Below are 23,250 nucleotides of genomic sequence, written 5' to 3'. Positions count from 1 at the left end.
TTGCGATAGTTCGTGTCACCAACTACCGCAACCAGATGACGAATTGCGTCAGATGGAGTCGCGCTCCCGGCCCGCTTCGAGCAGGTCTTCGCGGGCACGCGCGATACGCGAGCGCACGGTGCCGACCGGGCAACCGCAGATCTCGGCCGCCTCGGCGTACGAAAGGCCCAGCACCTGAGTGAGGACGAGGACCTCGCGCCGCTCCGGGTCGAGCCCGTCGAGCAGCATCCGCAGCTCCACGAGGTCTTCGAACCCCGCGACACCCTCCGCCTGACGAGCGCCGCGACGCTCGGCGGTGGCTTCCCAGTCGACATCGGCGAGCTTCGGACGGGCCGAAGCCGCCCGGATACGGTCGACGACCACCCGGCGCGCGATCGACAGGAGCCAGGTCCGCGAGGAGGACCGGCCGGCGAACCGGCGCAGGCTGCCGAACGCGCGCAGGTACGTCTCCTGGGTGAGATCGTCGGCGGCGCTGACGTCGGCGAGATGCGCCACGAAGCGCCAGACGTCCGCCTGAGTGGCGCGCACCCAGTCTTCGAGAGCCCGCCGGTCTCCGCGGGCGGCGGCGAGGGCGAGCGCGGTCACCCGCTCGTCGTCGTGGTTGCGCGGCCCGGCCATACGAGAAACGTAGCAGCGTCCCGGGAACCCGGGCAGGCCCGCGCCCGACAAGTGAGACGTGAAGTGCGAGACCTGCCGCGAGGCCCTGTCGGCCCGGCTCGACGGCGAAACCGAACCCGCCCCGCCCGAGGTGGTCGACCGGCACGTGGCAGGCTGCGCCGCCTGCCGGTCGTGGCTCTCGCGCGCCGAGCGGCTGCACCGCACGATGCTGCTGCGGCCCGCCCCGCCGGTCCCGGACCTCACCGCCGTCATCCTCGAGCGCACCCCCGCCCCGCCGAGAGAGGGCTGGCCCGCCAGGATCGCGCTCGCCATGGTCGCGATCGCTCAGCTCGGTCTCGCCTTCGCCCAGCTGCTGGGCGTCGACGACCACGGCGCGGGACACGGCACGGAATCGCTGGTCGGGCACCTTTCCCACGAAAGCAGCGCGTGGAACCTCGCCGTCGGCGTCGGACTCGGCTGGGCGGCCGTCCGCACGAAGGCTGCGGCAGGGCAGCTACCGGCGCTGACCGGTTTCGTCGCGCTCCTCCTGGCGTTGTCGGCGGGCGACCTCGTCACCGGACAGGTCACCGCCGGACGCGTGCTCACCCACGGGCTGGTCGTCGCCGGACTGCTTTTGCTCTTCGTGGTGAACCGCCAGCACCGTCTGCGCAACCGCCCCAGTCCCGCGACGACGGCCGACAGTCCGGGTTCCCCCCTCGCGGAAACGGACCACGAGACCGGCGAAGTCCCCGAACGGCCCCGTCAGCACAGGGGATTCCGGCGTCCCGCGAGCCGCCACGTGGCGTGAGCCTTCTGGTCTAGACCATTACCGGTCACTGGGAGCACCTGCCCGGATACCGGGTGAATCACCGGGTTTTCGCGCGCGGCGTGCGCGATTCGCGGCGCCGGCACGTTTATCGTCACCGGGAACCACCGAATGTAAACCTTCTTGCCCATTTCGGGCCGGACCCGGATAACTTTGGTGGAACACCTTGGTTCGACAGGAGGCGAAGCTCGTGGTTGGCGCAGAAAATCCGCCCGTCGGCACCCCCGCCGGGATGCGGAAGATCAATCAGCGCGCCGTACTGGACCTCCTGCGCCGCAGCGGCCCGGCGACGCGACCCCAAGTCGCCAAGGACACCGGTCTTTCGAAACCCACGGTGAGCCAAGCGTTACTGGCGCTCGAAGCGGCCGGTCTCGCCAGGGCGACCGGGCACACCTCGACCGGCACCGGCCGGTCCGCAGTCCTCTACGAAGCGGATCCCACGGCCGGATACGTGCTGGGTGTCGACATCGGACGCGAACATCTGCGGGTCGCCGTCTCGGATCTCGGCCACACCGTGGTCGCCCGCCGTGACGAGCGGAACACCTCGCGTTCGGGCACCGCGCTCGTCAGCGCGGTGGGTGCCCTCGCGGCGGCGACGGTGCGCGAGGCGGGGCTCAGCCAGACCGACATCGTCGTGCGGGTCCTCGGCTCACCCGGCGTCGCGGATCCGGCGAAACGCTGCTTCCGGCACGCGCCGAACCTGCCCGGCTGGGGCAAGGCCGGTCTGCTCGACGAACTCGAAGCCGTCCTGGGCCCGGACCTCATGGTCGAGAACGACGCGAACCTCACCGCCGTCGGCGAATGGGAACGCGGTGCCGCGCGCGGCGCGTCGGTGTTCGGCTGCATCACCATCGGCACCGGTGTCGGCATGGGTGTGATGGTCGACGGCCAGGTCTTCCGCGGCGCGACGGGCGCGGCAGGCGAAATCGGCTACCTGCCCTACGGCCAATCGGACGCGCCGGGCGAAGGTGAGGACGCCCCGCCGGTCCGCGGCCACCTCGAAGAGGCGACGGCGGCACAGTCCGTCGTCCGCGGCGCACGCGAACTCGGCCTCGGCACGGCGAAGTCGGCTCGCGAGGTCTTCCGGCTCGCCCGCGACGGCGACGAACTCGCCCTCCGCGCCGTCGAGGCGGAGGCGGACAGGCTCGCGTACACCGTGGCGTCGGTGGCGGCGGTGATCGACCCCGAACTGATCGTGCTCGGCGGCGGGATCGGCACCGCGGCCGATCTGCTGCTCGACCCGATCGACCGCGCGCTGCGCGCGTTCACGCCCCTGGTGCCCGCGGTCGTCCAGGGCGAACTGGGCGACGACGGGGTGCTGACCGGCGCGATCAGCGTCGGGTTGCGCGCCGCCGAGGGCCTGGTCTTCGAACGCAAGGTCGGCGCGGCCTAGGCAGGGCTTTACCTTCGCGGTAATCGACGGCGGCGAACCCGCGCGAAACGATGCCCGTATGACCACAGCCAAGAAGATCGTCGTCGACTGCTTCGAGAACCTGTTCGTACGCAAGGACTTCGCCGCCGCGGGCGCGAACGTGCACCCGGATTTCGTCACGCACAGCCCGGGTTTCCCTTCCGGCCGTGACGCTTTCGTCGAAGCGATGCGGAATTCACCGATGACCGGCGCCGACGTCTCCGTGAAACGCGTGATCGCCGACGAGGATCACGTCGTCGTGCACCTGCACGTGGTCTCGCCGGGCGAGAAGCTCGGCACGGCCGTCGTCGACATCGTGCGCGTGGAGGACGGGCTCATCGTGGAGCACTGGGACGTCAAGCAGCCGGTTCCGCCCGGCGCCGCGATGTTCTAAGGCTTGATGATCAGGCAGGTGCTCGACGCGGTCGCGAGCACCTTGCCCTGCCCGTCGCGGATGTCGCCCTCGGCGAACGCGACGCGCGAACCGGCCTTCACGACCCAGCCGTGCGCGCGGATCTCCCCCACCGAACCGGAAATGGCGCGCAGGTAGTTCACCTTCAGCTCGACAGAGGTGTACCCGACGCCGGCGGGCAGGGTCGAGTGCACCGCGCAGGCCACCGCCGAATCCAGCAGGGTCGCCGCGACACCGCCGTGCACGGTCCCGATCGGGTTGTACAGCGACTCGTCCGGCGTCGCGGCGAGGACGACGTCACCTTCGGCCACGCTCACCCAGCGCATGCCGAAATGCGCCGAGATCGGCGGTGGCGGGATCCGGCCCTCGGCGATACCGGTCAGGTAGTCGAGCCCGGACAGTTCCCGGCCGAGCCGGGCGGTGGGCAGCGGATCCTGCCAGGTCACGGTCTTCTGCCTGGTCTGCCCGGTGACGTCGATGGTCATCCCTGCCTCCTAAGACGATCGTCCTAGGCTTTCCTAAGACGGTCGTCCTAGTCAAGGGCTATGCTGAGCGACGTGTCCGACACCACCACTCGCGAGCGGATGATCTCGACCGCGATGACGCTCTTCCGCCGCGAGGGCTACCAGGCGACCTCGTGGCGGCGGCTGGTCGAGCAGGCCGGGACGCCGTGGGGGTCGGCGTACCACCATTTCCCCGGCGGCAAGGAACAACTCGCGGTCGCCGCGATCGAACTCGGCACCGCCGTCGTGGCGAAGACGGTCCGCCGTGCCTTCGAGCGCAACGAGACCGTCGAGGACGCCGTGCGCTGGTGGTACCGCAAGGCGGGCGAGGCCTTGGCCGCCGACGACTACCGCGGCGGCTGCCCGCTCGCCACGATCACACTGGAGATGGCGCACGCCTCGCCCGCGATCACCAAGGCGTGCCAGGACGCGTTCGCCGCCTGGCACGTGCTGCTGGTCGAATTGCTCGGCGGACGCGGCGTGAAAGACTCCGAAGACGTCGCCGCGGCCATCATGAACAACCTCGAAGGAGCCCTGCTGGTCAGCCGGGTCCGCCGGTCCCCCGAACCGCTCGACCGGGCCGCACGGCACGTCGCGCTCGTGGTCCGCGCCGCCTGAGAGAGCCGAGCGGGCACCGGCGAGCGCGGGTAGCGTTCGGAGGCATGATCGGTCTGCCCGGCTCCATCACGGCCTGCCTCTTCGACCTCGACGGCGTGCTGACCGGCACCGCGGCCCAGCATCGCGCGGCGTGGAAACGCACGTTCGACGAATTCCTGCGCGCCCGCGACGGTGACGCGTTCGCCCCGTTCACCGACGCCGACTACGCGGCCTACGTCGACGGAATGCCGAGGGCCGACGGCGTCCGCACCTTCCTCACTTCGCGCGGGATCGAACTGCCCGAGGGAAGCCCGGGCGACGGCATCGACGCCGCCACCGTCAACGGCATCGGGAACCGCAAGAACCAGCTGGTCCTGAAGATCATCGACGAAGAGGGGGTCACTCCGTATCCGGGTTCCGTCCGATACCTGGAGGCGGCGAAGGCGGCCGGCTTGCGCATCGGCGTCGTCACCTCGTCGGCCAATGGCGCGAAGGTGCTCGACGCCGCCGACTTGACCAGGTTCGTCGAAGCGCGGATCGACGGGATCGTGATCACCGAAAGGAAGCTGCGCGGCAAGCCCGCCCCCGATTCGTTTCTCGCCGGCGCCGAGGCGTTCGGTGTCGCCCCGGAGAACGCGGCCGTCTTCGAGGACGCCCTCGCGGGGGTGCAGGCGGGCAAGGAAGGCGGTTTCGGTTACGTCGTCGGGGTGAACCGCGCGCATCAGGCGGGCGAACTGCTCGCACACGGTGCCGACGTCGTGGTGGACGACCTCGCCGAACTCCTGGAGGACCGCAAGTGACCGAATCGCTTTTCCGCGGCTACGAGGTCTCGCCATGGGAGCTGCGCTGGCACGGGATGGACGTCGACGCGTTGCAGCGCACCGAATCGGCGTTCGCGATGTCGAACGGGCACATCGGCCTGCGCGCGACGCTGGAGGAGGCGGAGCCGCGTGGCCTGCCGGGCACCTACCTGAACGGTTTCTACGAACAGCACGATCTTCCCTACGCGGAGACCGGATACGGCTACCCCGAAGAGGGACAGACCGTCGTCAACGTGACCGACGGCAAGATCATCCGGCTGCTGGTCGAGGACGAGCCACTCGACATGAGGTACGGACAGGCGACGGAGCACGACCGCGTGCTCGACTTCCGGAAGGGCACCCTCGCGCGCCACACCGTCTGGTCGTCACCGACCGGCCGCCGGGTGCGGGTGAAGACCGAACGCCTGGTCTCCTTCACCCAGCGTGCCGTCGCCGCGATCCGGTACGAGGTCGAACCGCTCGACGACGAGCTCCAGCTGGTGGTGCAGTCGGATCTGCTGGCGAACGAACCGATCGAGTCCGACACGCGTGATCCGCGGGTCGCGGCCGCGCTGGAGTCGCCGCTGATCGGCGAATACCACCACGCGGAGGCGTATCACGCGGTGCTGGTGCACCAGACCCGGAAATCCGGGTTGCGGATGGCCGCCGCGATGGACCACAAGATCGACGTCTCCGACGGCGTGCGCACGCATATCGAGGCCGAAGAGGATCTGGCTCGGCTCACCATCGCCGTCGACGTGCCCCAGGGCGGACGGCTGCGGATCACCAAGTACCTCGCCTACGGCTGGTCCGCACAGCGTTCGGTGCCCGCCGTGCGCGCGCAGGTCGAGGCCGCGCTGGCGGGGGCCCGGCAGACCGGCTGGAAGGGACTGCTCGCCGAACAGAAGGAGTTCCTCGACGACTTCTGGGAAACCTCGGACATCGAAATCGAGGGCGACCCGGAACTGCAGCAGGCCGTCCGGTTCGCGCTCTTCCACCTCCTGCAGGCCGGGGCCCGCGGCGAGACGAGGGCGTTGGCGGGCAAGGGTTTGACCGGCCCCGGCTACGACGGGCACGCGTTCTGGGACACCGAGACCTTCGTCCTGCCCGTGCTCACCTACAGCATCCCGGACGCCGCCCGCGACGCCCTGCGCTGGCGTCACTCCACTTTGGACAAAGCCAGGGAAAGGGCCGCCCAGCTGGGTTTGCGCGGCGCGGCGTTCCCCTGGCGGTCCATCAACGGCGCGGAGTGTTCGGCGTACTGGCCGGCGGGCACCGCGGCGTTCCACGTCAGCGCGGACATCTCGGACGCCGTCGTGCGGTATCTCAACGCCACCGGCGACGACGAGTTCATGCGGACCTGCGGCGCGGAGCTGCTCCTCGAAACCGCGCGGATGTGGTTGTCACTGGGGCATTTCGACCGGCGGGGCCGGTTCCGGATCGACGGTGTCACCGGGCCGGACGAGTACTCCGCGGTGGCGGACAACAACGTCTACACGAACCTGATGGCCCGCCGGAACCTGTTCTACGCCGCCGAAATCGTCGGCCAGCACGACGACGTTGCCCGGCAGTTCGACGTCAGCGAGGAGGAGGTCGCCTCGTGGCGCAAGGCGGCCGAGGCGATGCTGGTGCCCTACGACGAGGACCTCGGCGTCCATCCGCAGTCCGAAGGGTTCCTCGAGCACGACGAGTGGGATTTCGAGGGCACGGACCTGGACTTCTACCCGCTGCTGCTGAACTTCCCGTATTTCGACCTGTACCGCAAGCAAGTCGTCAAACAGGCTGATCTGGTGCTCGCGCTGCACCTGTGCGGGGATTCCTTCACCCCGGAGCAAAAGGCGCGCGACTTCGCCTACTACGAGGCGCGGACGGTGCGGGATTCCTCGCTGTCGGCGGGAACCCAGGCCGTGGTGGCCGCCGAAGTCGGGCACCTTGAACTGGCGTACGACTACCTCGCCGAAGCGGCGCTCACCGACCTGCACGACGTGCACAACAACGTCCGCAACGGTCTGCACCTGGCTTCACTGGCGGGCGCGTGGCAGGGCACCGTCGCCGGGTTCGGCGGGCTGCGCGATCACGGCGGACGGCTGACCTTCGCGCCGCGGCTACCGCCGCAACTCCGGCGGATCGCGTTCCGGCTGACCTTCCGCGGCACCCGGTTCCAGGTCGAGATCGACGGCGAGGGCGCGACGTATCACGTGATCACCGGGGAGCCGCTGGAACTGGCGCACCACGGCGAGACGTTCACGGTGACCGCCGAGCCGGTGCGGCTGCCGATCCCGGTGGTCGATCCCGGTCCGGCGCCGGTACAGCCCGCGGGCCGCGCTCCGGTGCGGAGGCAGCCGAAGGACGGGTGACCGGTCACTCGCGCGCCATGAACGGTCCGTTACTTGCAAAATTTGCAAGTAACGGACCGATCCTAGCGCGCGCGACGGCTCAGTCCGGGGGTTCGATCGGCACTTCGCCGCTGCCCGGCACGCCGTCGACGTCCTTCGTGCCGTGCGGCCCGACGTCACGATTGGGCGCGCCCGGCACGTCGGTCTTCGGCTGGATCCCGCGGAGGTCGTCGAGGTCTTCTTCGTCGTCCTGCCCGAAGTTCTTCTTGCTTTCCCTCATGTGTCCGGGGTACCCGCTCACGGCCGGAAACGCCAGTTTTCAGGCGGCTTTCGCCGGCTTGCCCTCCAGCGTGACGAGCCCGTCGAGCATGCCGAGCAGCAGTCCGTCCCTGGTGGACCACGGGCAGATGGCGACCTGGCCACCGGAAAGCGTGAGCAGCGCCTCGGCGACGATCGCGCCCGCGAGCGCCTGGTGCGAGCGCTGCCGCGAGATGCCCGGCAGTTCGGCGCGGCGTTTCGCGGGCAGCTTCGCCAGCCTCGGGATCCACGCGCGCAAGTCTTCGAGGTGCAGTTCCCTGGCACGGGACGGCCGGTCGCCGGCGAGCCGCGCGAGTTGGCGCAGCACCTTGGAGCAGCCGACGGCGCGATGGTCGCGAATCCGCGGCAGGACGTCCTGCATCGCGTCGCGGACCTCGTCGAGCACGTGCTCCCGCATCGCCCGCACGACCTTGGGCGACGGGCATTCGGTGGCGAACCAGTCCCGCGTCAGCGAACGCGCGCCGAGGGGCAGCGAGTGCGCGAACTCGGCTTCTTCGGCGCTTCCCGCGGCGAGCTCGACGGTCCCGCCGCCGATGTCGAGCACCAGCAGCCCGCCGGCCGAAGCCCCGTACCACCGGCGCGCGCCGACGTACGCCAGCTCCGCCTCGCGGCGGCCGGTGAGGAATCGCAGCTCGACCCCGGTGGCCTTCGCGACGTCACGGACGACCTGCTTCACGTTGGCCGCGTCGCGGATCGACGAAGTGGCCAGCGGGAACACGTCCTCGACGCCGTGTTTGGCGGCCATGGTCATCCCCGCCTCGACCGCGGACGAGACCGCGTCGATACCGCGCCGGGTCAGGTTCCCGCCGTCGTCGAGTTCCCTGTCGAGCCGCAGTCGCGTCTGGTGGCTCAGCGCGGGATCGAGCGGCGAACCACCCTTGGCCAGAACCACCAGCCGTGCACTGAACGACCCGACGTCCAGGACCGCGGCGGACGGTTCCCCGATCTGCTTGCGCACGCGAGGCACCTCACCTTCGTCGCGAACGTATTCCCCCGAGGTCTCGCTTTCACTCCTGATAATGGCGGATTTTCTCGCCGTTCAGGCGTGGTTTACGTTCTCTTTCCACCGGGAGGCCGCTTTTTGACCACGAAGAAGATATACCGGCGCAGGTCAAGTATACCGTATCGATACAGGTGAGAGGTTCACCTCTCCCCCGCGTGCCTAGTCGATGAGTTCGCGCAGCTTCGAAACCTGCGCCACGCGGGCTTCCCGGCCGGGCAGCAGCGGGTTGACGACCAGCGTGGTCGCGCCTGCCTCGCGGAAGGCGGCCAGCCGCTCTTTGACGTAACCCTCCGGCCCGATCAGCGAGATCGCCTTGATCAGCTCCTTCGGCACCGCCGCGGCGGCTTCGTCCTTCTTGCCGTCCAGGTACAGGTCCTGGATGAGCTTCGCTTCGGCCTCATAGCCGTATCGCTGAGCGAGACTGTTGTAGAAGTTCTTGCCGCGCGCGCCCATCCCGCCGATGTACAGCGCCAGCATGCCGCGCAGGTGGTCCAGCATCCCGTCGACGTCGTCACCGATCGCGAGCGCGGTGCCGACGAAGGTGTCCAGCTCGCCCAGCGACGGGTCGCGCTTGGCCTTGCCCTCGGCCAGAGACGCTCCCCAGACGTCGGCCGCCTTCTCCGGGTGGAAGAAGATCGGCTCCCAGCCCTCGGCGAGTTCGGCCGTGAGCGCGACGTTCTTGGGGCCGATCGAGGCCAGCAGGATCGGGATCCGCTCGCGCACCGGGTGGTTGATCAGCTTCAGCGGTTTGCCGAGGCCCGTGCCCTGCTCGGGTGGCAGCGGGATCGAGTAGTGCGTGCCGGAGTGCACCACCTTCTCCCGCCGCCACACCTGACGGCAGATGTCGATGATCTCGCGCGTGCGACCGAGCGGCGCGTCGTACTTCACACCGTGGAAACCCTCGATGACCTGCGGACCGGAGGCGCCGATGCCGAGGGTGAACCGGCCGTCGGAGACGAAGTCCAGCCCGGCGGCGGTCATCGCGGTCAGCGTCGGCGTCCGCGTGTAGATCTGGAAGATGCCGGACGCGATCTGGACCCGCTCGGTCTTCGCCGCGACGTAGCCGAGCTGGCTGACCGCGTCGAACGAATAGGCCTCGGGGACGAAGACGATGTCCAGTCCGGCCTTCTCCAGCTCGACGATGTCCGCCACGCTGTCGGCGAAACCACCGGCGTAGCTGATCGCGGTCCCGATCCTCATCGACATCTCCTCACAAGTTACTGAGCGTTCGCTTAGCGACAGTATGCGCCGGGACGACGGCGTCCGCCTGTGTGCCGGCTCACTGCGCGGCCACCCACGCCTTGACGACGTCGTCCAGCACCCGCAGCGGCAGGATGCCGTTGCTCAGCACGACCTCGTGGAAGCCCTTGATGTCGAACCGGTCGCCCAGCGCGGCCTCGGCCTCGGCACGGATCCGCTCGATCTCCAGCCGTCCCACCATGTACGACAGCGCCTGCCCGGGAACGGCGGCGTAGCGGTCGATCTCGGCCTCGATCTCCACCCTCGCCATCGGCGTGTTCTCGGCCAGGAAGTCGACGGCCTGCTGACGGCTCCAGCCGAGCGCGTGCATCCCGGTGTCGACGACCAGCCGTCCGGCGCGCATCGAATCCTGGGTGAGCATGCCGAACCTGGTCAGATCGCTGGAGTACAGGCCCATCTCGTCGGCGAGGCGCTCCGAGTAGAGACCCCAGCCTTCGACGTAGGCGTTGACGTCGGCGTGGCCGCGCAACATCGGCAGGCCCTCGAGTTCGTGCGCGATGCAGATCTGGAAGTGGTGCCCCGGAACGGCTTCGTGGAAGGCGATCGCCTCGCTCGTGTGCTTCGGGCGCTGCTCGGCCTCGTAGGTGTTCGCGTAGTAGGTGCCCGGCCGCGATCCGTCGAGCGCCGCCTCGATGTAGTACGCCAGCGTGCCGCCGGGCGCCTCCGCCGGCGGGACCGGCTCGACCTGGCACCGCTGCTCGGGGATGGTCGAGAACCACTGCGGGGCAACGGCTTCGGCGCGGGTGATGGCGTCACGCGCGGCGTCGAGCAGTTCGTCGCCGTCCCGCCAGCGCAGGGCCGGGTCGGTGCGCAGCCGCTCGAAGATCTCGTCGAGATCCTTGGTGCCGAAGATCTTGTCGCCCAGTTCGCGGTACTGGTCGGCCAGTTTCGCGATCATGTCGAGCCCGGTGTCGTGCAGGTCCCGCGCGGTGCGCTCGGTGGAGGTGTGCGCCCGGATCAGCGCGGCGTACTTCTCCTGGCCGCCGGGAAGCGCGCACAGCCCCGGCTCCTTCTCGGACTTCGCCACGGGACGCAGCTCGTCGGCGAGGAAGTCGCGATACCGGGCGTAGGCGGGCCGGACGACCTCGGCCAGCAGCCGATCCCGTTCGGCTTCGTAGCCCTTCACGGAAACGGAGGCGGTGAGCGCCAGCGGGTCACCCGCCTCGTCACCGAGATAGCGCTCGACGTAAGCGATCCCGCCTTCGACGAGGAACCCGGGCGGGACCAGCCCCTCGGCCGCCGCCGCGCGCTGGCGCACGATCAAAGCGTCCAGGTAGGCGCCCATTCCGTCCAGCCGCTTCAGGTAACCGCGGACCTTTTCCTCGTCGTTCAGCGACAGCACCGCGAGTTCGTTGAGCATGAACAGCGCGGGCGAGGCCAGCCCATCGCTGACCGAGAACTCGGCGGCGCGGGCGTCGATCACGTCGATCATCGCCTTCGCCTGCTGGATCACGACCTCGCGGGTGACCACTTCGGCCGGGGAAAGTCCTTCGGTGGCAAGGGCTTCGGCCCGCTCGGCGATGGCGACCGCCGAAGCGCGCTGTGCGGCCGCGGCCTCCGCGCTCGGATCGGGCAGCGCGCCGTGGTCTCCGGGCAGCCCGAGCAGGGACCGCCACAGCGGGAACTCCTCGAACTTGAGCTCCATCAGCTCGTCGGCGAGACCGTTCGGGGTGTCGCCGTGCCCGGCGATCCAGTCGCGGACCACCCCGTCCAGCACCGAAAGCGGCAGCGAGCCGCCGCACAGCACGACATCGTGGAAGGCCTTGATGTCGAACCGGCTGCCCAGCGTCAGCTCGGCCTGCGCGCGGATGCGCTGGATCTCCAGCCGTCCCACCATGTACGACAGCGCCTGCCCGGGGAACGCGATGTACCGGTCCACTTCGGACTCGATCTCCACCGGCGCCATCGGCGTGTTCTCGGCGAGGAAGTCGATGGCCTGGCGGCGGCTCCAGCCCAGCGCGTGCAGCCCGGTGTCGACGACCAGCCGTCCGGCGCGCATCGAATCCATGGTCAGCATGCCTAGCTTCGCGACGTCGTCGGAGTACAGGCCCATCTCGTCGGCGAGGCGCTCGGTGTACAGGCCCCAGCCCTCGGCGTACGCGGTGAAGTCGCCGATGCGGCGCAGCAGCGGGAGCTCGGTGAGCCCCTGCGCGAGGCTCAGCTGGAAGTGGTGGCCGGGGATGGCCTCGTGGAACGCCGTCGCCTCGGCCGCGTGCCGGAACCGCTCCTCCGCCTTGTGGGTGTTGGCGAAGTAGATGCCCGGCCGGGAGCCGTCGACCGCGGGCCACATGTAGTACGCGGCGGGCGCGCCGGGCGCGGATTCGGCGGGGACCGGCTCGACCGTCCACGGCTGCGGCGGGATCCGGCCGAACCACTTCGGCGCCTCGGCCTCGGCCCTGGTGATGGCCGCGCGGGCGGAGTCCAGCATCTCGTCGGCGCTGGACCACTGCAGGGCCGGGTCGCTGCGAAGCTTGCTGAAGATCTCGGCGAGGTCGCTGGTGCCGAAGACCCGGGAGCCGTACTCGCGGTACTCGTCGGCCAGGTTCGCGATCACGTCGAGCCCGGTCTGGTGCAGCTCACGCGGGGTGCGGACGGTCGTCGTGTGCATCTCGGCGAGCAGCGCGTAGATCCGCTCGCCGTCGGGAAGCCAGCAGACGCCGGGCTTGTCCTCGGGACGGCCGTGCGGCGCGATCTCCTTCGCGAGCACCTCGCGGTACTCGGCGATCGCGGGCCGGACGACGTCACGCAGGAGGCCGGCGCGGCGGGTCTCGAAGTCTTCGTCGGGCGCGGGCTGGCGCAGCAGCGGATCGGCCGACGGATCGGCGAGGTGCCGGTCGAGGTACGCGACGGCGGCGTCGACAAGGTACGCGACCGGGACCAGGCCGCGGGCGACGCCGTCACGATGCCGCTGCGCGGCCTGCCGCAGGTACTCGGGGATCGCGGCGATACGCCCGAGGTGGGCCTCCGCCTGCGCGCCCGTCCCGACCGACATCATCGGCAGCACGGTGAGCACCTCGGCGGCGGGCGAGATGAACAGGTCGCTGACGGTGAACTCGACGAACCGCGAGTCCAGCAGCGCGATCCTCGCCCGCGCCATCGCGATCAGGACGTCACGGGTGGTCTTCTCCTCCGCGCTCATGCCCTCGGCGGCGAGCGCCTCGGCCCGCTCGGCGAGCCCGGCCAGCCGCGCGCGGAAGGCGTCTCCCGCGGCCTCGCTGAGATCGGTGAGCCCGGTCGATTCCGGACGGAAGCCCTGCAAAGCGGGCATGACCGGCTCGGCGTCGAAGAGGGCTTCGACGAACTCGTCGGCGAGGGCGGAGACTTCGCTCATGTTTCTTCCCCAGTGATCGGTGGAGGCGGTATCCCCGACCCTAATGGAGACCGCGACCTACCGAAGCCGGGTTTTGCGGCACTCGGACGGCCTCTTCCCGCGGCGCCGGAGGCGAGGCGGTAGCGTTCCCGGACGTGGCCGTGACCGATCCCGTGGACATCCGCCTGCTCGCCGCCCTCGCGGACCTGGGCAAGGCGGCCGTACACGAACTCGCGGCCAAGGTCGGGATGGATCCGCGCGAGGTCGCGTACCGGCTGGTCGCCCTCTCCGGCAGCGGATTGCCGCTGCTCGTCGGCGTGGAGAGCGACCCGAACGGGCTACGGGCCGCCATCGCGGGCGCGCCGCCTTCGTGGGCCCAGCAGCCCCCACAGCCACAGCAGCCCCAGCGCCCGCCCGGTCACTCCGGGCCGCACAACGTCCAGGGCACGCCCTCGGGGCCGTACAACGTCCAGGGAACGCCGTCGGGCGCGTACAACGTGCACGGGACGCCGTCAGGCGCGTACAACGTGCACGGCACGCCGTCGGGGCGCTATCCCGGCCCGCCGTCGGCCCCGGTACGTCAGCCGATGGCACCGCCGCCGCGGCCGCCCGCCCCGCCGCAGCAGCAGTTCGCCCCGCCCCCGATGGCGCCCGCCGACCCGGTGATGAGCACCTGGGGCGTGCCGCAGACCGCGTCCTGGGCCCGCGGTGACGAACAGCAGGTCACCGCGCAAGCGGCGCCGGAGGGCAAGAAGGGCCGGACCGGTGACGTGATGGAGACCCAGGGCCTGGAGGGCGAACAGCTCACCGTCCAGCTGCTCGAGGTCCAGGACCCGGCGGACTACCTGTTCAGCGCGGCGGGCTACTCGCTGGAAGCCGGGGAACGCTCGGTCGTGGTGCACACCGAGATCACCAACCGCGGGAACATCCCGTTCGTGTCGCTTCCGGACAACTATCTCGAACTGCTCACCGCGGACGGCAAGCCGATCACGAAGGCGCCGGTCTCGCTGACCTCGCGCCCGCCGCACAAGATCGGTGTCCGGCCCGGCGAGACCCTCGGCGGGCACACCGTCTACGTGCTGCCGGACGCCACCCGCGTCGTCGCCGTGCGCTGGTCACCCCGGCCTGAGCCGGACGAGCGCACGCTGACCTGGTCCATCGAGGACTGACCCCGCGCTGCGGAAGTCCGTGAAGGCCTCCTTGAGGGACCCAGAGTCCCTCAAGGAGGCCTTCACGGACCAACAGCCCAGCTGGGCAAGCGCGTCTAGTTTTCGTCCTGCAGGATCCGCAGCGCGGTGGCGAGGTCGTCCGGGTACTCCGATTCGAACTCGACCCAGCGCCCGTCGGACGGGTGGGCGAAGCCGAGCGTCTTCGCGTGCAGCCATTGCCGGGAAAGCCCGAGCTTGCGCGCCAGCACCGGGTCGGCACCGTAGGTCAGGTCACCGACGCAGGGGTGTTTGAGCGCCGAGAAGTGCACGCGGATCTGGTGCGTGCGGCCGGTCTCCAGTTTGATCTGCGCCAGCGAAGCGGCGCGGAAGGCCTCGACGACCTCGTAGTGCGTGACGCTGGGCCGCCCGCCCTGCACGACCGCGAACTTGTAGTCGTGCCGGGGGTGCCGGTCGATCGGCGCGTCGATGGTGCCGCGCGTCGGGTCCGGGTGGCCCTGGACGATGGCGTGGTAACCCTTGTCGACGGTGCGTTCCTTGAACGCCCGCTTCAGCACGGTGTACGCGTGCTCGCTCTTCGCCACCACCATCACGCCGGTGGTGCCGGCGTCCAGCCGGTGCACGACGCCCTGGCGTTCGGCGGCGCCCGAGGTCGCGATCCGCAGCCCGGCGGCGGCGAGCCCGCCGACGACGGTCGGCCCGGTCCAGCCGGGGCTCGGGTGTACGGCGACGCCGACCGGCTTCGAGATCACCACGATGTCGTCATCGTCGTGCAGGATCTTCATGCCTTCGACGGGTTCCACGACGACCTCGATGGGCGAGGCCGGATCGGGCAGCGTCACTTCGAGCAGCCCGCCGGCGGTCAGCCGGTCCGACTTCCCGGCCTGCCTGCCGTCGAGCAGGATCTCGCCGGATTCGGCCAGTTCCGCCACGATCGTGCGGGAAAGTCCCAGTAGTTTCGCCAGCCCCGCGTCGACGCGCATGCCGTCGAGCCCGTCGGGAACGGGCAACATCCGCGCGCTCATTCGCTCGCCGCTTTCTTCTTGTCTTTGGTGGATGTTCCGTCGTAGTCCTTGCCCAGCAAGGAAAGGATCACGATGAGCACGCCGCCGACACAGATCGCGGAGTCGGCGACGTTGAAGATCGCCCAGCCCTGCCCGTTCGGCGCGAACGCGGAGATCATGTCGACCACGTGCCCCCGCAGCGGGCCGGGCGCGCGGAAGATCCGGTCGGTGAGGTTGCCGAGCGCACCGGCCAGCACCAGGCCGAGGCCGATCGCCCAGCCGACCGAGCGCAGCCGCCGGGACAGCCAGACGATGGCGATCACGACGGCGATCGCGACCAGCGCGAGCACCCAGGTCAGCCCGGTCGCCATCGAGAAGGCGGCGCCGGGGTTGCGCACCAGCTGGAAGTACACCAGCCCGCCGAGGAACTCGACCGGCTGCTTGCCCTCGAGCGTGGACACGGCGATCTGCTTGGTGACGAGGTCGATCGCCCACAGCACCGCGGCGACGGCGAACACCACGGCGACGCGCTTCTTGGGCAGCGGCGGCGACGGTGGCGCGGTTTCGGGCTCTGTACTCACTCACCCATTGTCCACTGAGCGTGCTCAGGCCTCCTCGGCGGCTGTCTTCGGCCTGCTCAGCAGGGCCGCGAACGCGCCGGCGAGCACGACCAGCGACGACAGCACCAACGCGAGCTGTCCTCGCGCGAGCACGACCGCGCAGAGCACGAACGCCGCGGCCACGACGAGCACCAGCACGCTGCGCTCCAGCCAGGCGAGCCCGGCCAAACCGAGCGTCAGCAGAACCGCGCTCCGCGCGTCGCCGTCCATGTCGAGTTCCCAGTAGCCGACCAGATCCGCCAGCACGATGGCGACCAGCCCGCCGAGCGCGATCCCGGCGACCTTCCACCACCGCACGGTCTTCGCCCGGAAGGCGTAGAACAGCACCGTGCCGAGGTAGACGGCGAGCACGGCGAACAGCCAGCCGTCGTTCCGGCCGGCGCCGGACAACGGCATGTCCAGCACGGCCGCGGTCTCGCGGCTCATCTCGACCCCGTACAAGCCCACGTACCCGTAGGAATGCCGCTGGTCTGTACCGGGCGCGTAGGCGAACCAGCCCCAGGATCCCCTTCCGCCGTAGGACAGGGCCACCACCGCCAGCTGGGCGAATCCCAGCAACGCCAGCGGAAACCAGTAACGCGGTCGCTCGTTCCCCATGCGGGGAGAGGCTAGTGGGTCAGGCGCAGAACGGGGGCAGTTCCCGCGGATCGTTCTCCGGGACCCAACGGCCCTCGGGCTTCTCGTACTGCCAGCGGGCGCCGCGGGCGACGATCTGGCGCAGCGCCAGCACGAGCCGGTCCACGTGTTCGGTGGTGCTGCCGAGGCCGAGGCTGACCCGGACGGCCTGCTGCCCGGTCGAACCGGCGGCGGAGATCAGCCGTTTGGTGGCGATGTGCGCGCAGAACGCGCCGTCCCGCACGCCGATGCCGTACTCCGCCGAAAGGACCGCGGCGAGCCAGCCAGGGTCGAAACCGTCGACGACGAAGCTGAGCGTGCCGACCCGGTCGACCGGCGCGTCGAACAGCCGCAGTTCGGCGAATCCGGGAACGGCGGCGAGACCGCGACGCAGCCGCGCCAGCAGTTCGTCCTCGTGGGCGACGATCCCGTCCCAGTTCCCGGCCAGCGTCTGGCAGGCGACACCGAGCGCGTACACGCCGACGGTGTTGGGGGAACCGGCTTCGTGTCGCTCGGGGCCGGAATTCCAGACCACGCCGAGGTTTTCGGAGTCACGGTTGACGAGCTTCGTCGCGCCGCCGCCGGCGAGGTACGGCTGGGCGGCGCGCAGCCAGTCGGCGCGGCCGATCAGCGCGCCCGCACCGAAAGGCGCGTACAGCTTGTGGCCCGAGAGCGCGACATAGTCGACGTCCAGTTCACGCACCGAGATCTTCCGATGCGGGGCGAGCTGCGCCGCGTCGAGCGCGATCCGGGCGCCGTGCCGCCGCGCGACGGCGGCGATCTCCTTGACCGGCAACAGTTCCCCGGTCACGTTGGACGCGCCGGTGATGACGATCAGCCGCGGGCCCTGCGGGCAGTCCGCGAGCGCTTCGTCCACAGCGGACACCGCGGCGAGCCGGGTGCGAGGGGTCTGGATCCGGCGAACATTCGGACCCTTCCACGGCAGCAGCGCGGCGTGGTGGTCGGTGTCGAACACGACGACCGACGTGTGCTTCGGCAGGCTGCGCGCGAGAAGGTTGAAGGAATCGGTGGTGTTGCGGGTGAACACGACGGCGTCGGTCGACCGCGCGTCGACGAAGTCGCGCACGATCCCGCGCGTGCGCTCGTAAAGCTTGGTGGAGATCTGCGAAGCGAACCCGGCGCCGCGATGCACGCTGGCGTACCAGGGCAGGAATTCGTCGACGGCGGCCCGCACCTTGTCCAGACAGGGGGCGCTCGCCGCGTGATCGAGATTCGCGTATCCGATATCGCCGCCGGTCACCAGCGGGACCCGCAGATCGGCACACGCGACCGTCGGGATTTCGTGCGTGGCAACGGTTTCCGCGACAGCGGCGGGGGCGTTCGTGCGTTCGAGAGCGAGAGTCATCGTCATCCTCCGGGCCAGGGGACCCGACGAGGATCCCGCGCTTGCCCGTCGCACCACGCGACGAGCCAGGTCCTCACCCGGGGCACCCCACCGCGGAAGGAGGGTTGCCGGTCAGCTAGCCGGGGCTTGACGCTGACACTCGTGACCTACGGACGAAGTTAGCCGATACACCGGCGATCAAGCCACCCCTCGTCCGCATCTTGAGACGCCGCTCACGTGCTCGCGCAAGCGAGGGAGCCCGCAATTCGGCACCTGATTGCGATGGTCCGGGCCGCGAACTATCGCAATCAGGTGCCGAATTGCGGGAGGTCAGACGCGGAATCGGCCGGGAAGAGGGACGATCGCGCGGGAGGACACCTCGGTCGCGGTCCCCGTGTACTGATCGGTGCCCGCGGTGAACTGCCAGCCACCGAAGGTCTTGCCGTCGACGGTCTCGCCGTAGGCCTCCGCGACCTCGGTCGAGACCTCGTCGTAGGACATGCCGTTCCAGTTGCCCGCGCCGACGCCGAAGTCGCGCGAGTCGCCGCCCTGCGCGGCGGCCGCGGGCAGCGTCCACAGGGTGAAGTGCACGTGGGCGCCGGTGCTGCCGCCACCGCACGGCAGCGCGTTACCGGTCCGGCCGAGGGCGTCACCAGGGGCGACCTTCTGGCCGTCGGTGACCGCGATGCCTTCCAGGTGGTAGTACCCGGTCCGCCAGCCGCCGTCGTGGTCGACGGTCACCCAGTCGCCGCCGTCACAGTGCTGGATCCGGACCGTGCCCGCGAGCGGGGCGCGAACGGTCCGGTCGCCGGGGCTGAAGTCGATGGCGTTCTTCACGCCGGACGTCCCGTTGTCCGAGTGGACCCCCGCCGAGTAGACCGACTGGCCTGTTTCGAAGGGCAGCCCGAACACGGGAAAGGCGCCGGCCGCTGTCGCCGCCGGGGCGGTGAGAACCACCCCGACGAGTGCCGCAGCGACCCCCAAACCGGCGAACCGCACAGGAAGTTTCGTCACCTTGTGTACTCCTTATCCCGCGACACTCACCCATTCGATGGAGTCGATTGCCGGGAAAGTAATCCAAAAGGAGGGCGAAAGGGAAGAAGTTTCTGAGATCAACCGACGAACAGCTGGTGCCGGGCCGTGAACTACTGGCCGGATTCGCCTTTCCACCTGGCGAGGCGTCCGGCGCGGTCGACGGCCCGCAGGCGGCGCTCGGCCGCGTCACGGACTTCGACGGTGGTCACGACGAGTAACTGATCCCGTTCCTGGAGCCGGGTGTTCTTGTTGGGCGTGAAGCCGGTGCCGTCGCGGACGAGGAGGCTGATCGTCGCCCCGATGGGCAGCCGTAGTTCGGCCAGGTAGACGCCGTGCATCTTGGATCCGGCGTTGATCCTGACCTGCAGGAGTTCCGCGCCCATCTCGTCGAGTGGGGCGGAGTCGACGTCGATCTCGTGCGCTTCGGCGTGCTGGGCGAGCCCGAGCACGCGCGCGAGCGGCGTCAGCGTCGCGCCCTGGAGCAGCGTCAGCACGATGACCAGCACGAACACCGCGTCGACCAGTTCCTGCGCGCCGGGCACCCCCGACGACAGGGGGATCAGCGCGAGCACGATCGGGACCGCCCCGCGCAAGCCCGCCCAGGACAGGAACACCTGTTCTCGCCAGGGGATCTTGAACGGCAGCGCCGCGAGCACCACCGACAACGGACGGGCGAGCAACAGCACGACCGCGCCCGCGACCAGGCCCTGGACCAGGCTTTCGAGGATCCTGCTCGGCGAGGCGAACAGGCCGAGCAGCACGAACAGCCCGATCTGCGCGAGCCAGCCGAGCCCCTCGGCGAAGGACAGCGTGTCCGACCGGTGCGGCAGCTTCGAGTTCCCCAGCACCAGTGCCGCGACGTAGGTGGCGAGCAGGCCCGACGCGTGGGCGAGCTGCCCGCTCGAGTACGCCACGACGCAGACCGCGACCGTGGCCAGCGGGTACAGACCGGTGGCGGGCAGCGCCGCCCGGCGCAGCGCGAACGCCCCACCCCAGCCGAAAGCGAGGCCGATCACCAGGCCGGCGGCCAGTTCGTAGACCACCAGCAGCGGCAGCGACCAGTCGATGGTCGCGCCCTCGGCCAGCACGACGACGGCGATGTAGGCCGGGGCGTCGTTGATCCCCGACTCGATCTCCAGCGCGCCGACGAGCCGTTTGCCGATCCCCGCCGATCTCAGCACGGAGAAGACCGCGGCGGCGTCGGTCGAGGCCAGGACCGCGCCCCACAGCAGCGCCATCCGCCAGTCCAGGCCCAGCAGCCAGTGCAGGGCCGCGCCGGTGACCGCGATGCTCACCACGACGGCCACTGTGGACAGTGCGATGCCGATGCCCAGCGACGGTTTCACGGCCGTCCAGCGGGTGGTGAGGCCACCCTCGGAAAGGATCATCACCAGCGCGGCGAGGCCGAGCGACTGGGTGAGCTCGGGGTTGTCGTACTGGATGCCGAATCCGGCTTCGCCGAGCAGGACCCCCATCCCCAGGTACAGCAGCAGCGAGGGGAGGCCGACCCGGATCGACACCCGGACGGCGATCACGGCGACGAGGAGCACCGCGCCACCGGTACCGAGGATGAGCGGGAGCTGCTCCATGTCGCCTCCCGTCCGGCCGCCGTGAGGGCTCCAGAATAGTGAGGCGGTGGTCGTCACTCGTTGGTGTACCGGTCGAAAAGCCTCCGGATAGCCTGTGTTACAGACTGTCCATTAGGGACTGCGCAGGGCCACCAGGTCGACACCGAGGTCCGCGAACGGTTCCGCCGCCGCGGGCAGGACTTTCACCGCGCGGTTGCCCTCACGGGACAACCAGCCGGCACTCACCGCGTGAGACAGTAACGCCGCGGGGACCCGGCCCGCCAAATGATCACGCCGAACCGTCCAATCCAGACAGTCACGCAGCATCGGGCGGCGGCCGTCGGCGATCTCCACCCCGAGCCCGCCGAGCACCTCGCGTCCGCGACCGGTCAGCGTCAGGCCGTCGGCCTCGTCGATCAGCCCGGTGGCGAGCATGCCGTCCCGCAGCGCGACGCCGACCGTCCCGGCGAGGTGGTCGTAGCAGGTCCGAGCGAACTCGAGCCGTTTCACCCGCACCGATGAGCGCAATCCCTTCACCGGGCGGTGCTCGGCGTGCTGCGCCAGATGCTCGATCAGCTCCGCCACCCGGGGGTCGGCTATCCGGACGTAACTGTGCCGGCCCTGTTTCACCCGCACGACGAATCCGGCCTCGGCCAGCTTCGTCACGTGCTCGCTCGCCGTCGACGCGGCCACCTCGGCCGCGCCCGCCAGCTCCGTCACCGTCCAGGCGCGCCCGTCGAGCAGCGCGAGGCACATCGACGCGCGGCTCGGATCGGCGAGCACGGCCGCGACCTCGGCCAGTGCGATCGTTTCCATGCGTTCACCGTAGAAGACCCACGCTTCGGCGAGCGCCGAACCGTCAGCCTGCCAGGAACTTGGCCGCCAGCTGCACCGCGGGCTTGGAGTCGTTGGCACCCTCCAGCATGACGGCGAAGGCGACGTCCCCGCGGTAGCCGACGAACCAGCCGTTGGCGTCGGCACCCGAACCGAACTGCGCCGTCCCCGTCTTGCCGAAGACGGCACCGCTGCCCTTCAACGCCTTCGCGGTCCCCGTCGTGCAGACCTCGCGCATCATCGCGCGGACCTGGTTCAGCACCCCGGCGGGCGGAGCCTGGTAACCGGCGTTGACCTTGGTCTCCAGCCCCTGCCACAGCTTCGGCACCACCGGCTTCCCCGTGGCGACGGTCGCGGCCATGAGCGCCGCGCCCAGCGGGCTGACCTGCACCCTTCCCTGGCCGATCCCGGCCTCGACCTGCTCGTCGCCGCTGCCCGACGACTCCACCTTCCCGGTCTCGGTGGCCAGCCCCGGGATCTCGAAGTCGGCGTTGAGGCCGAACTGGCTCGCGGCCTTGGCGAGGCCGTCCGCGGGCAGTTGCCCGGCGAGCCGCCCGAAGGTCGTGTTGCACGACGCGGCGAACGCCGTCTTCAGCGACACCGTCCCCAGGTCGAACCCGTTGTCGTTCTTGAGCGTGCGGGTGCCGATCTGCTCGCTGCCCGGGCAGGCCACCGGCGAGTCGGCGGAAACCCCGCCCTGCTGCAACGCCGCGGTCGCCGTCGCGATCTTGAAGGCCGAACCCGGCGCGTAGAGACCGCTGAGCGCCTTCGGCTGGTTCCCGGCCGCGCCGTTCTGCGCGACCGCCAGGAGTTCGCCCGAGGTCTTCATCGCGACGATGATCGCCGATCCGCCGAAGCCGTCGACGGCTTTCTGCGCGGCGGCCTGTGACGCCACGCTCAACGTCGAGACCAGCGGTTCATCGGTTTCGACGGCCTGCCCGAAGAGCGTTTCGACCGGTTTTCCGGAGGCGTCGACGCGCGACACCGTGACGGTGGCCGGGGTCCCGGTGCCGCCTTTCTGCTCGGCGGCGACCTTGGACAGCGCCCCCTGCAGGATCGGCGCGACCCCGGCCGCCTCACCGCCGACGAGGGCCTTGCCGTCCCGGTCTGCCACGACCGGTTTGGCCGAAACGGGCGCGACGGAAAGCCGCTGCCCGGCTTCGAGCTTCGGGTGGATCGCCGACATCGCCCAGCGGACCACCCATTTCCCGCCGTTGCGCACCAGGTCCAGCTTGCCTTCGTACTTCCAGACGCTGTTGCCCGCGAAGGTCCACGCGGCGTGGAAGGTGGCCGACGTCGAGGTCGCCTCGCCCGGCGTCGTCGGTACCTCGCCGAGCGTCGTCTTGACGGACGCCCCGTTGAGCGCGTTGCGCGTCCCCGTCAACGCGGCCGTGGCCGCCGCCGGATCGTCGACCGGGGCGGTGGTCAGGTCACCGAGGTCGAACAGCCGCAGGAACCGGGCGGCGACCTGCGCCGGGCTGTCCTGCACATTCGCGGCGGACTCCCCTGGTCCGCCGTCAGCCGCGGGCGCCTGGTCCTCCTTGACCAGCAACACCACCGCGGCCGCCACGACGGCGACGACCGCCAGCACGGCGCCGATCAGGATCCCTCTTTTCCGGGCAGGACTCATGGATTCGCTCTCCCCCAGTGCGGCGCGCCCCTCGCGCGCCCCGGGCGCCAGCCTGCCCAT

General features: G+C 70.1%; 21 protein-coding genes and 1 riboswitch. Of the genes, 7 read left to right on the top strand and 14 right to left on the bottom strand.

Annotated features, from left to right (window positions below; translation table 11 throughout):
- Window positions 1-48: 48 nt before the first annotated feature.
- Window positions 49-618: an RNA polymerase sigma factor SigC gene (gene sigC, locus ACIHAO_RS22945; protein ID WP_125788601.1), complete on the bottom strand. Its 570-nt coding sequence runs from the start codon at window positions 616-618 to the stop codon at window positions 49-51.
- 58 nt (window positions 619-676) lie between these two features.
- On the opposite strand from sigC, the gene ACIHAO_RS22940 reads away from it, so the two are divergent.
- The 3 genes from ACIHAO_RS22940 (at window position 677) to ACIHAO_RS22930 (ending at window position 3,228) form a co-directional block, all read left to right on the top strand.
- Window positions 677-1,405 (top strand): zf-HC2 domain-containing protein, encoded by a 729-nt coding sequence (locus ACIHAO_RS22940; protein ID WP_396560848.1) that lies wholly within the window; start codon window positions 677-679, stop codon window positions 1,403-1,405.
- Between the two features lie 208 nt (window positions 1,406-1,613).
- Entirely contained in the window at window positions 1,614-2,816 is a 1,203-nt protein-coding gene (locus ACIHAO_RS22935) for an ROK family protein (RefSeq protein ID WP_125794958.1), read from the top strand.
- 58 nt (window positions 2,817-2,874) lie between these two features.
- On the top strand, window positions 2,875-3,228 hold the full coding sequence (locus tag ACIHAO_RS22930) for a nuclear transport factor 2 family protein (protein WP_396560846.1): 354 nt from the start codon (window positions 2,875-2,877) through the stop codon (window positions 3,226-3,228).
- On the opposite strand, the gene ACIHAO_RS22925 is transcribed toward ACIHAO_RS22930, so the two are convergent.
- Window positions 3,225-3,731, bottom strand: coding sequence for a PaaI family thioesterase (locus ACIHAO_RS22925; RefSeq protein ID WP_125799995.1), 507 nt, complete (start codon window positions 3,729-3,731; stop codon window positions 3,225-3,227). The genes ACIHAO_RS22930 and ACIHAO_RS22925 overlap by 4 nt on opposite strands.
- A gap of 72 nt (window positions 3,732-3,803) precedes the next feature.
- Here ACIHAO_RS22925 and ACIHAO_RS22920 point away from each other — a divergent pair, with 72 nt between their 5' ends.
- Genes ACIHAO_RS22920 through ACIHAO_RS22910 form a run of 3 tightly spaced genes read left to right on the top strand, consistent with a single transcriptional unit; the run spans window position 3,804 to window position 7,503 of the window.
- Window positions 3,804-4,367 carry a TetR/AcrR family transcriptional regulator gene (locus ACIHAO_RS22920; RefSeq protein WP_396560843.1) on the top strand — a complete coding sequence of 188 codons (564 nt, stop codon included), beginning with the start codon at window positions 3,804-3,806 and terminating at the stop codon, window positions 4,365-4,367.
- A gap of 44 nt (window positions 4,368-4,411) precedes the next feature.
- Window positions 4,412-5,146 (top strand): HAD family hydrolase, encoded by a 735-nt coding sequence (locus ACIHAO_RS22915; protein WP_396560841.1) that lies wholly within the window; start codon window positions 4,412-4,414, stop codon window positions 5,144-5,146.
- The gene (locus ACIHAO_RS22910; protein ID WP_396560839.1) at window positions 5,143-7,503 is read left to right on the top strand and encodes a glycoside hydrolase family 65 protein; all 2,361 of its coding nucleotides are present in this window, start codon (window positions 5,143-5,145) and stop codon (window positions 7,501-7,503) included. Before ACIHAO_RS22915 ends, ACIHAO_RS22910 begins: the two co-directional genes overlap by 4 nt.
- A gap of 79 nt (window positions 7,504-7,582) precedes the next feature.
- Here the strand turns inward: ACIHAO_RS22910 and ACIHAO_RS22905 are convergent, their stop codons facing one another.
- From ACIHAO_RS22905 to ACIHAO_RS22890, 4 genes are all read right to left on the bottom strand, one after another.
- Window positions 7,583-7,762 carry a hypothetical protein gene (locus ACIHAO_RS22905; RefSeq protein ID WP_396560837.1) on the bottom strand — a complete coding sequence of 60 codons (180 nt, stop codon included), beginning with the start codon at window positions 7,760-7,762 and terminating at the stop codon, window positions 7,583-7,585.
- Window positions 7,763-7,801: 39 nt separating this feature from the next.
- A complete protein-coding gene (locus ACIHAO_RS22900) occupies window positions 7,802-8,758 on the bottom strand; it encodes a Ppx/GppA phosphatase family protein (RefSeq protein WP_396560835.1) in 957 nt (318 codons plus the stop codon).
- Between the two features lie 204 nt (window positions 8,759-8,962).
- Complete coding sequence (locus ACIHAO_RS22895) at window positions 8,963-10,003, bottom strand: LLM class F420-dependent oxidoreductase (RefSeq protein ID WP_125794951.1); 1,041 nt, start codon at window positions 10,001-10,003, stop codon at window positions 8,963-8,965.
- Window positions 10,004-10,082: 79 nt separating this feature from the next.
- Window positions 10,083-13,394 carry a DUF885 domain-containing protein gene (locus ACIHAO_RS22890; RefSeq protein ID WP_396560832.1) on the bottom strand — a complete coding sequence of 1,104 codons (3,312 nt, stop codon included), beginning with the start codon at window positions 13,392-13,394 and terminating at the stop codon, window positions 10,083-10,085.
- A 134-nt stretch (window positions 13,395-13,528) separates the two neighbouring features.
- Between ACIHAO_RS22890 and ACIHAO_RS22885 the strand changes: the two genes are divergently transcribed.
- The gene (locus ACIHAO_RS22885) at window positions 13,529-14,542 is read left to right on the top strand and encodes an AsnC family protein (protein WP_396560830.1); all 1,014 of its coding nucleotides are present in this window, start codon (window positions 13,529-13,531) and stop codon (window positions 14,540-14,542) included.
- Window positions 14,543-14,637: 95 nt separating this feature from the next.
- On the opposite strand, the gene ACIHAO_RS22880 is transcribed toward ACIHAO_RS22885, so the two are convergent.
- From ACIHAO_RS22880 to ACIHAO_RS22845, 8 genes are all read right to left on the bottom strand, one after another.
- Entirely contained in the window at window positions 14,638-15,564 is a 927-nt protein-coding gene (locus tag ACIHAO_RS22880) for an RluA family pseudouridine synthase (RefSeq protein ID WP_125788613.1), read from the bottom strand.
- On the bottom strand, window positions 15,561-16,124 hold the full coding sequence (gene lspA / locus ACIHAO_RS22875; protein ID WP_396560827.1) for a signal peptidase II: 564 nt from the start codon (window positions 16,122-16,124) through the stop codon (window positions 15,561-15,563). Before lspA ends, ACIHAO_RS22880 begins: the two co-directional genes overlap by 4 nt.
- A 24-nt stretch (window positions 16,125-16,148) precedes the next feature.
- On the bottom strand, window positions 16,149-16,760 hold the full coding sequence (locus ACIHAO_RS22870; RefSeq protein WP_396560825.1) for a hypothetical protein: 612 nt from the start codon (window positions 16,758-16,760) through the stop codon (window positions 16,149-16,151).
- A 19-nt stretch (window positions 16,761-16,779) separates the two neighbouring features.
- Window positions 16,780-18,144: an aminotransferase class V-fold PLP-dependent enzyme gene (locus ACIHAO_RS22865; protein WP_396560823.1), complete on the bottom strand. Its 1,365-nt coding sequence runs from the start codon at window positions 18,142-18,144 to the stop codon at window positions 16,780-16,782.
- A 32-nt stretch (window positions 18,145-18,176) separates the two neighbouring features.
- A riboswitch (SAM riboswitch) is annotated at window positions 18,177-18,291 on the bottom strand.
- Between the two features lie 162 nt (window positions 18,292-18,453).
- Window positions 18,454-19,137, bottom strand: coding sequence for a M23 family metallopeptidase (locus tag ACIHAO_RS22860; RefSeq protein WP_396560821.1), 684 nt, complete (start codon window positions 19,135-19,137; stop codon window positions 18,454-18,456).
- 131 nt (window positions 19,138-19,268) lie between these two features.
- Complete coding sequence (locus ACIHAO_RS22855; protein WP_396560818.1) at window positions 19,269-20,747, bottom strand: potassium/proton antiporter; 1,479 nt, start codon at window positions 20,745-20,747, stop codon at window positions 19,269-19,271.
- A gap of 111 nt (window positions 20,748-20,858) precedes the next feature.
- On the bottom strand, window positions 20,859-21,542 hold the full coding sequence (locus tag ACIHAO_RS22850) for an ArsR/SmtB family transcription factor (protein WP_396560816.1): 684 nt from the start codon (window positions 21,540-21,542) through the stop codon (window positions 20,859-20,861).
- A gap of 43 nt (window positions 21,543-21,585) precedes the next feature.
- Window positions 21,586-23,190, bottom strand: coding sequence for a penicillin-binding transpeptidase domain-containing protein (locus ACIHAO_RS22845; protein ID WP_396560814.1), 1,605 nt, complete (start codon window positions 23,188-23,190; stop codon window positions 21,586-21,588).
- Window positions 23,191-23,250: the final 60 nt, after the last annotated feature.

Origin of the sequence: Amycolatopsis sp. NPDC052450 (genome assembly GCF_044547565.1) — a bacterium.
Taxonomy (GTDB): domain Bacteria; phylum Actinomycetota; class Actinomycetes; order Mycobacteriales; family Pseudonocardiaceae; genus Amycolatopsis.
Note: the sequence above shows the minus strand (reverse complement) of the source record. Positions and strands in the feature narration are given on the sequence as shown.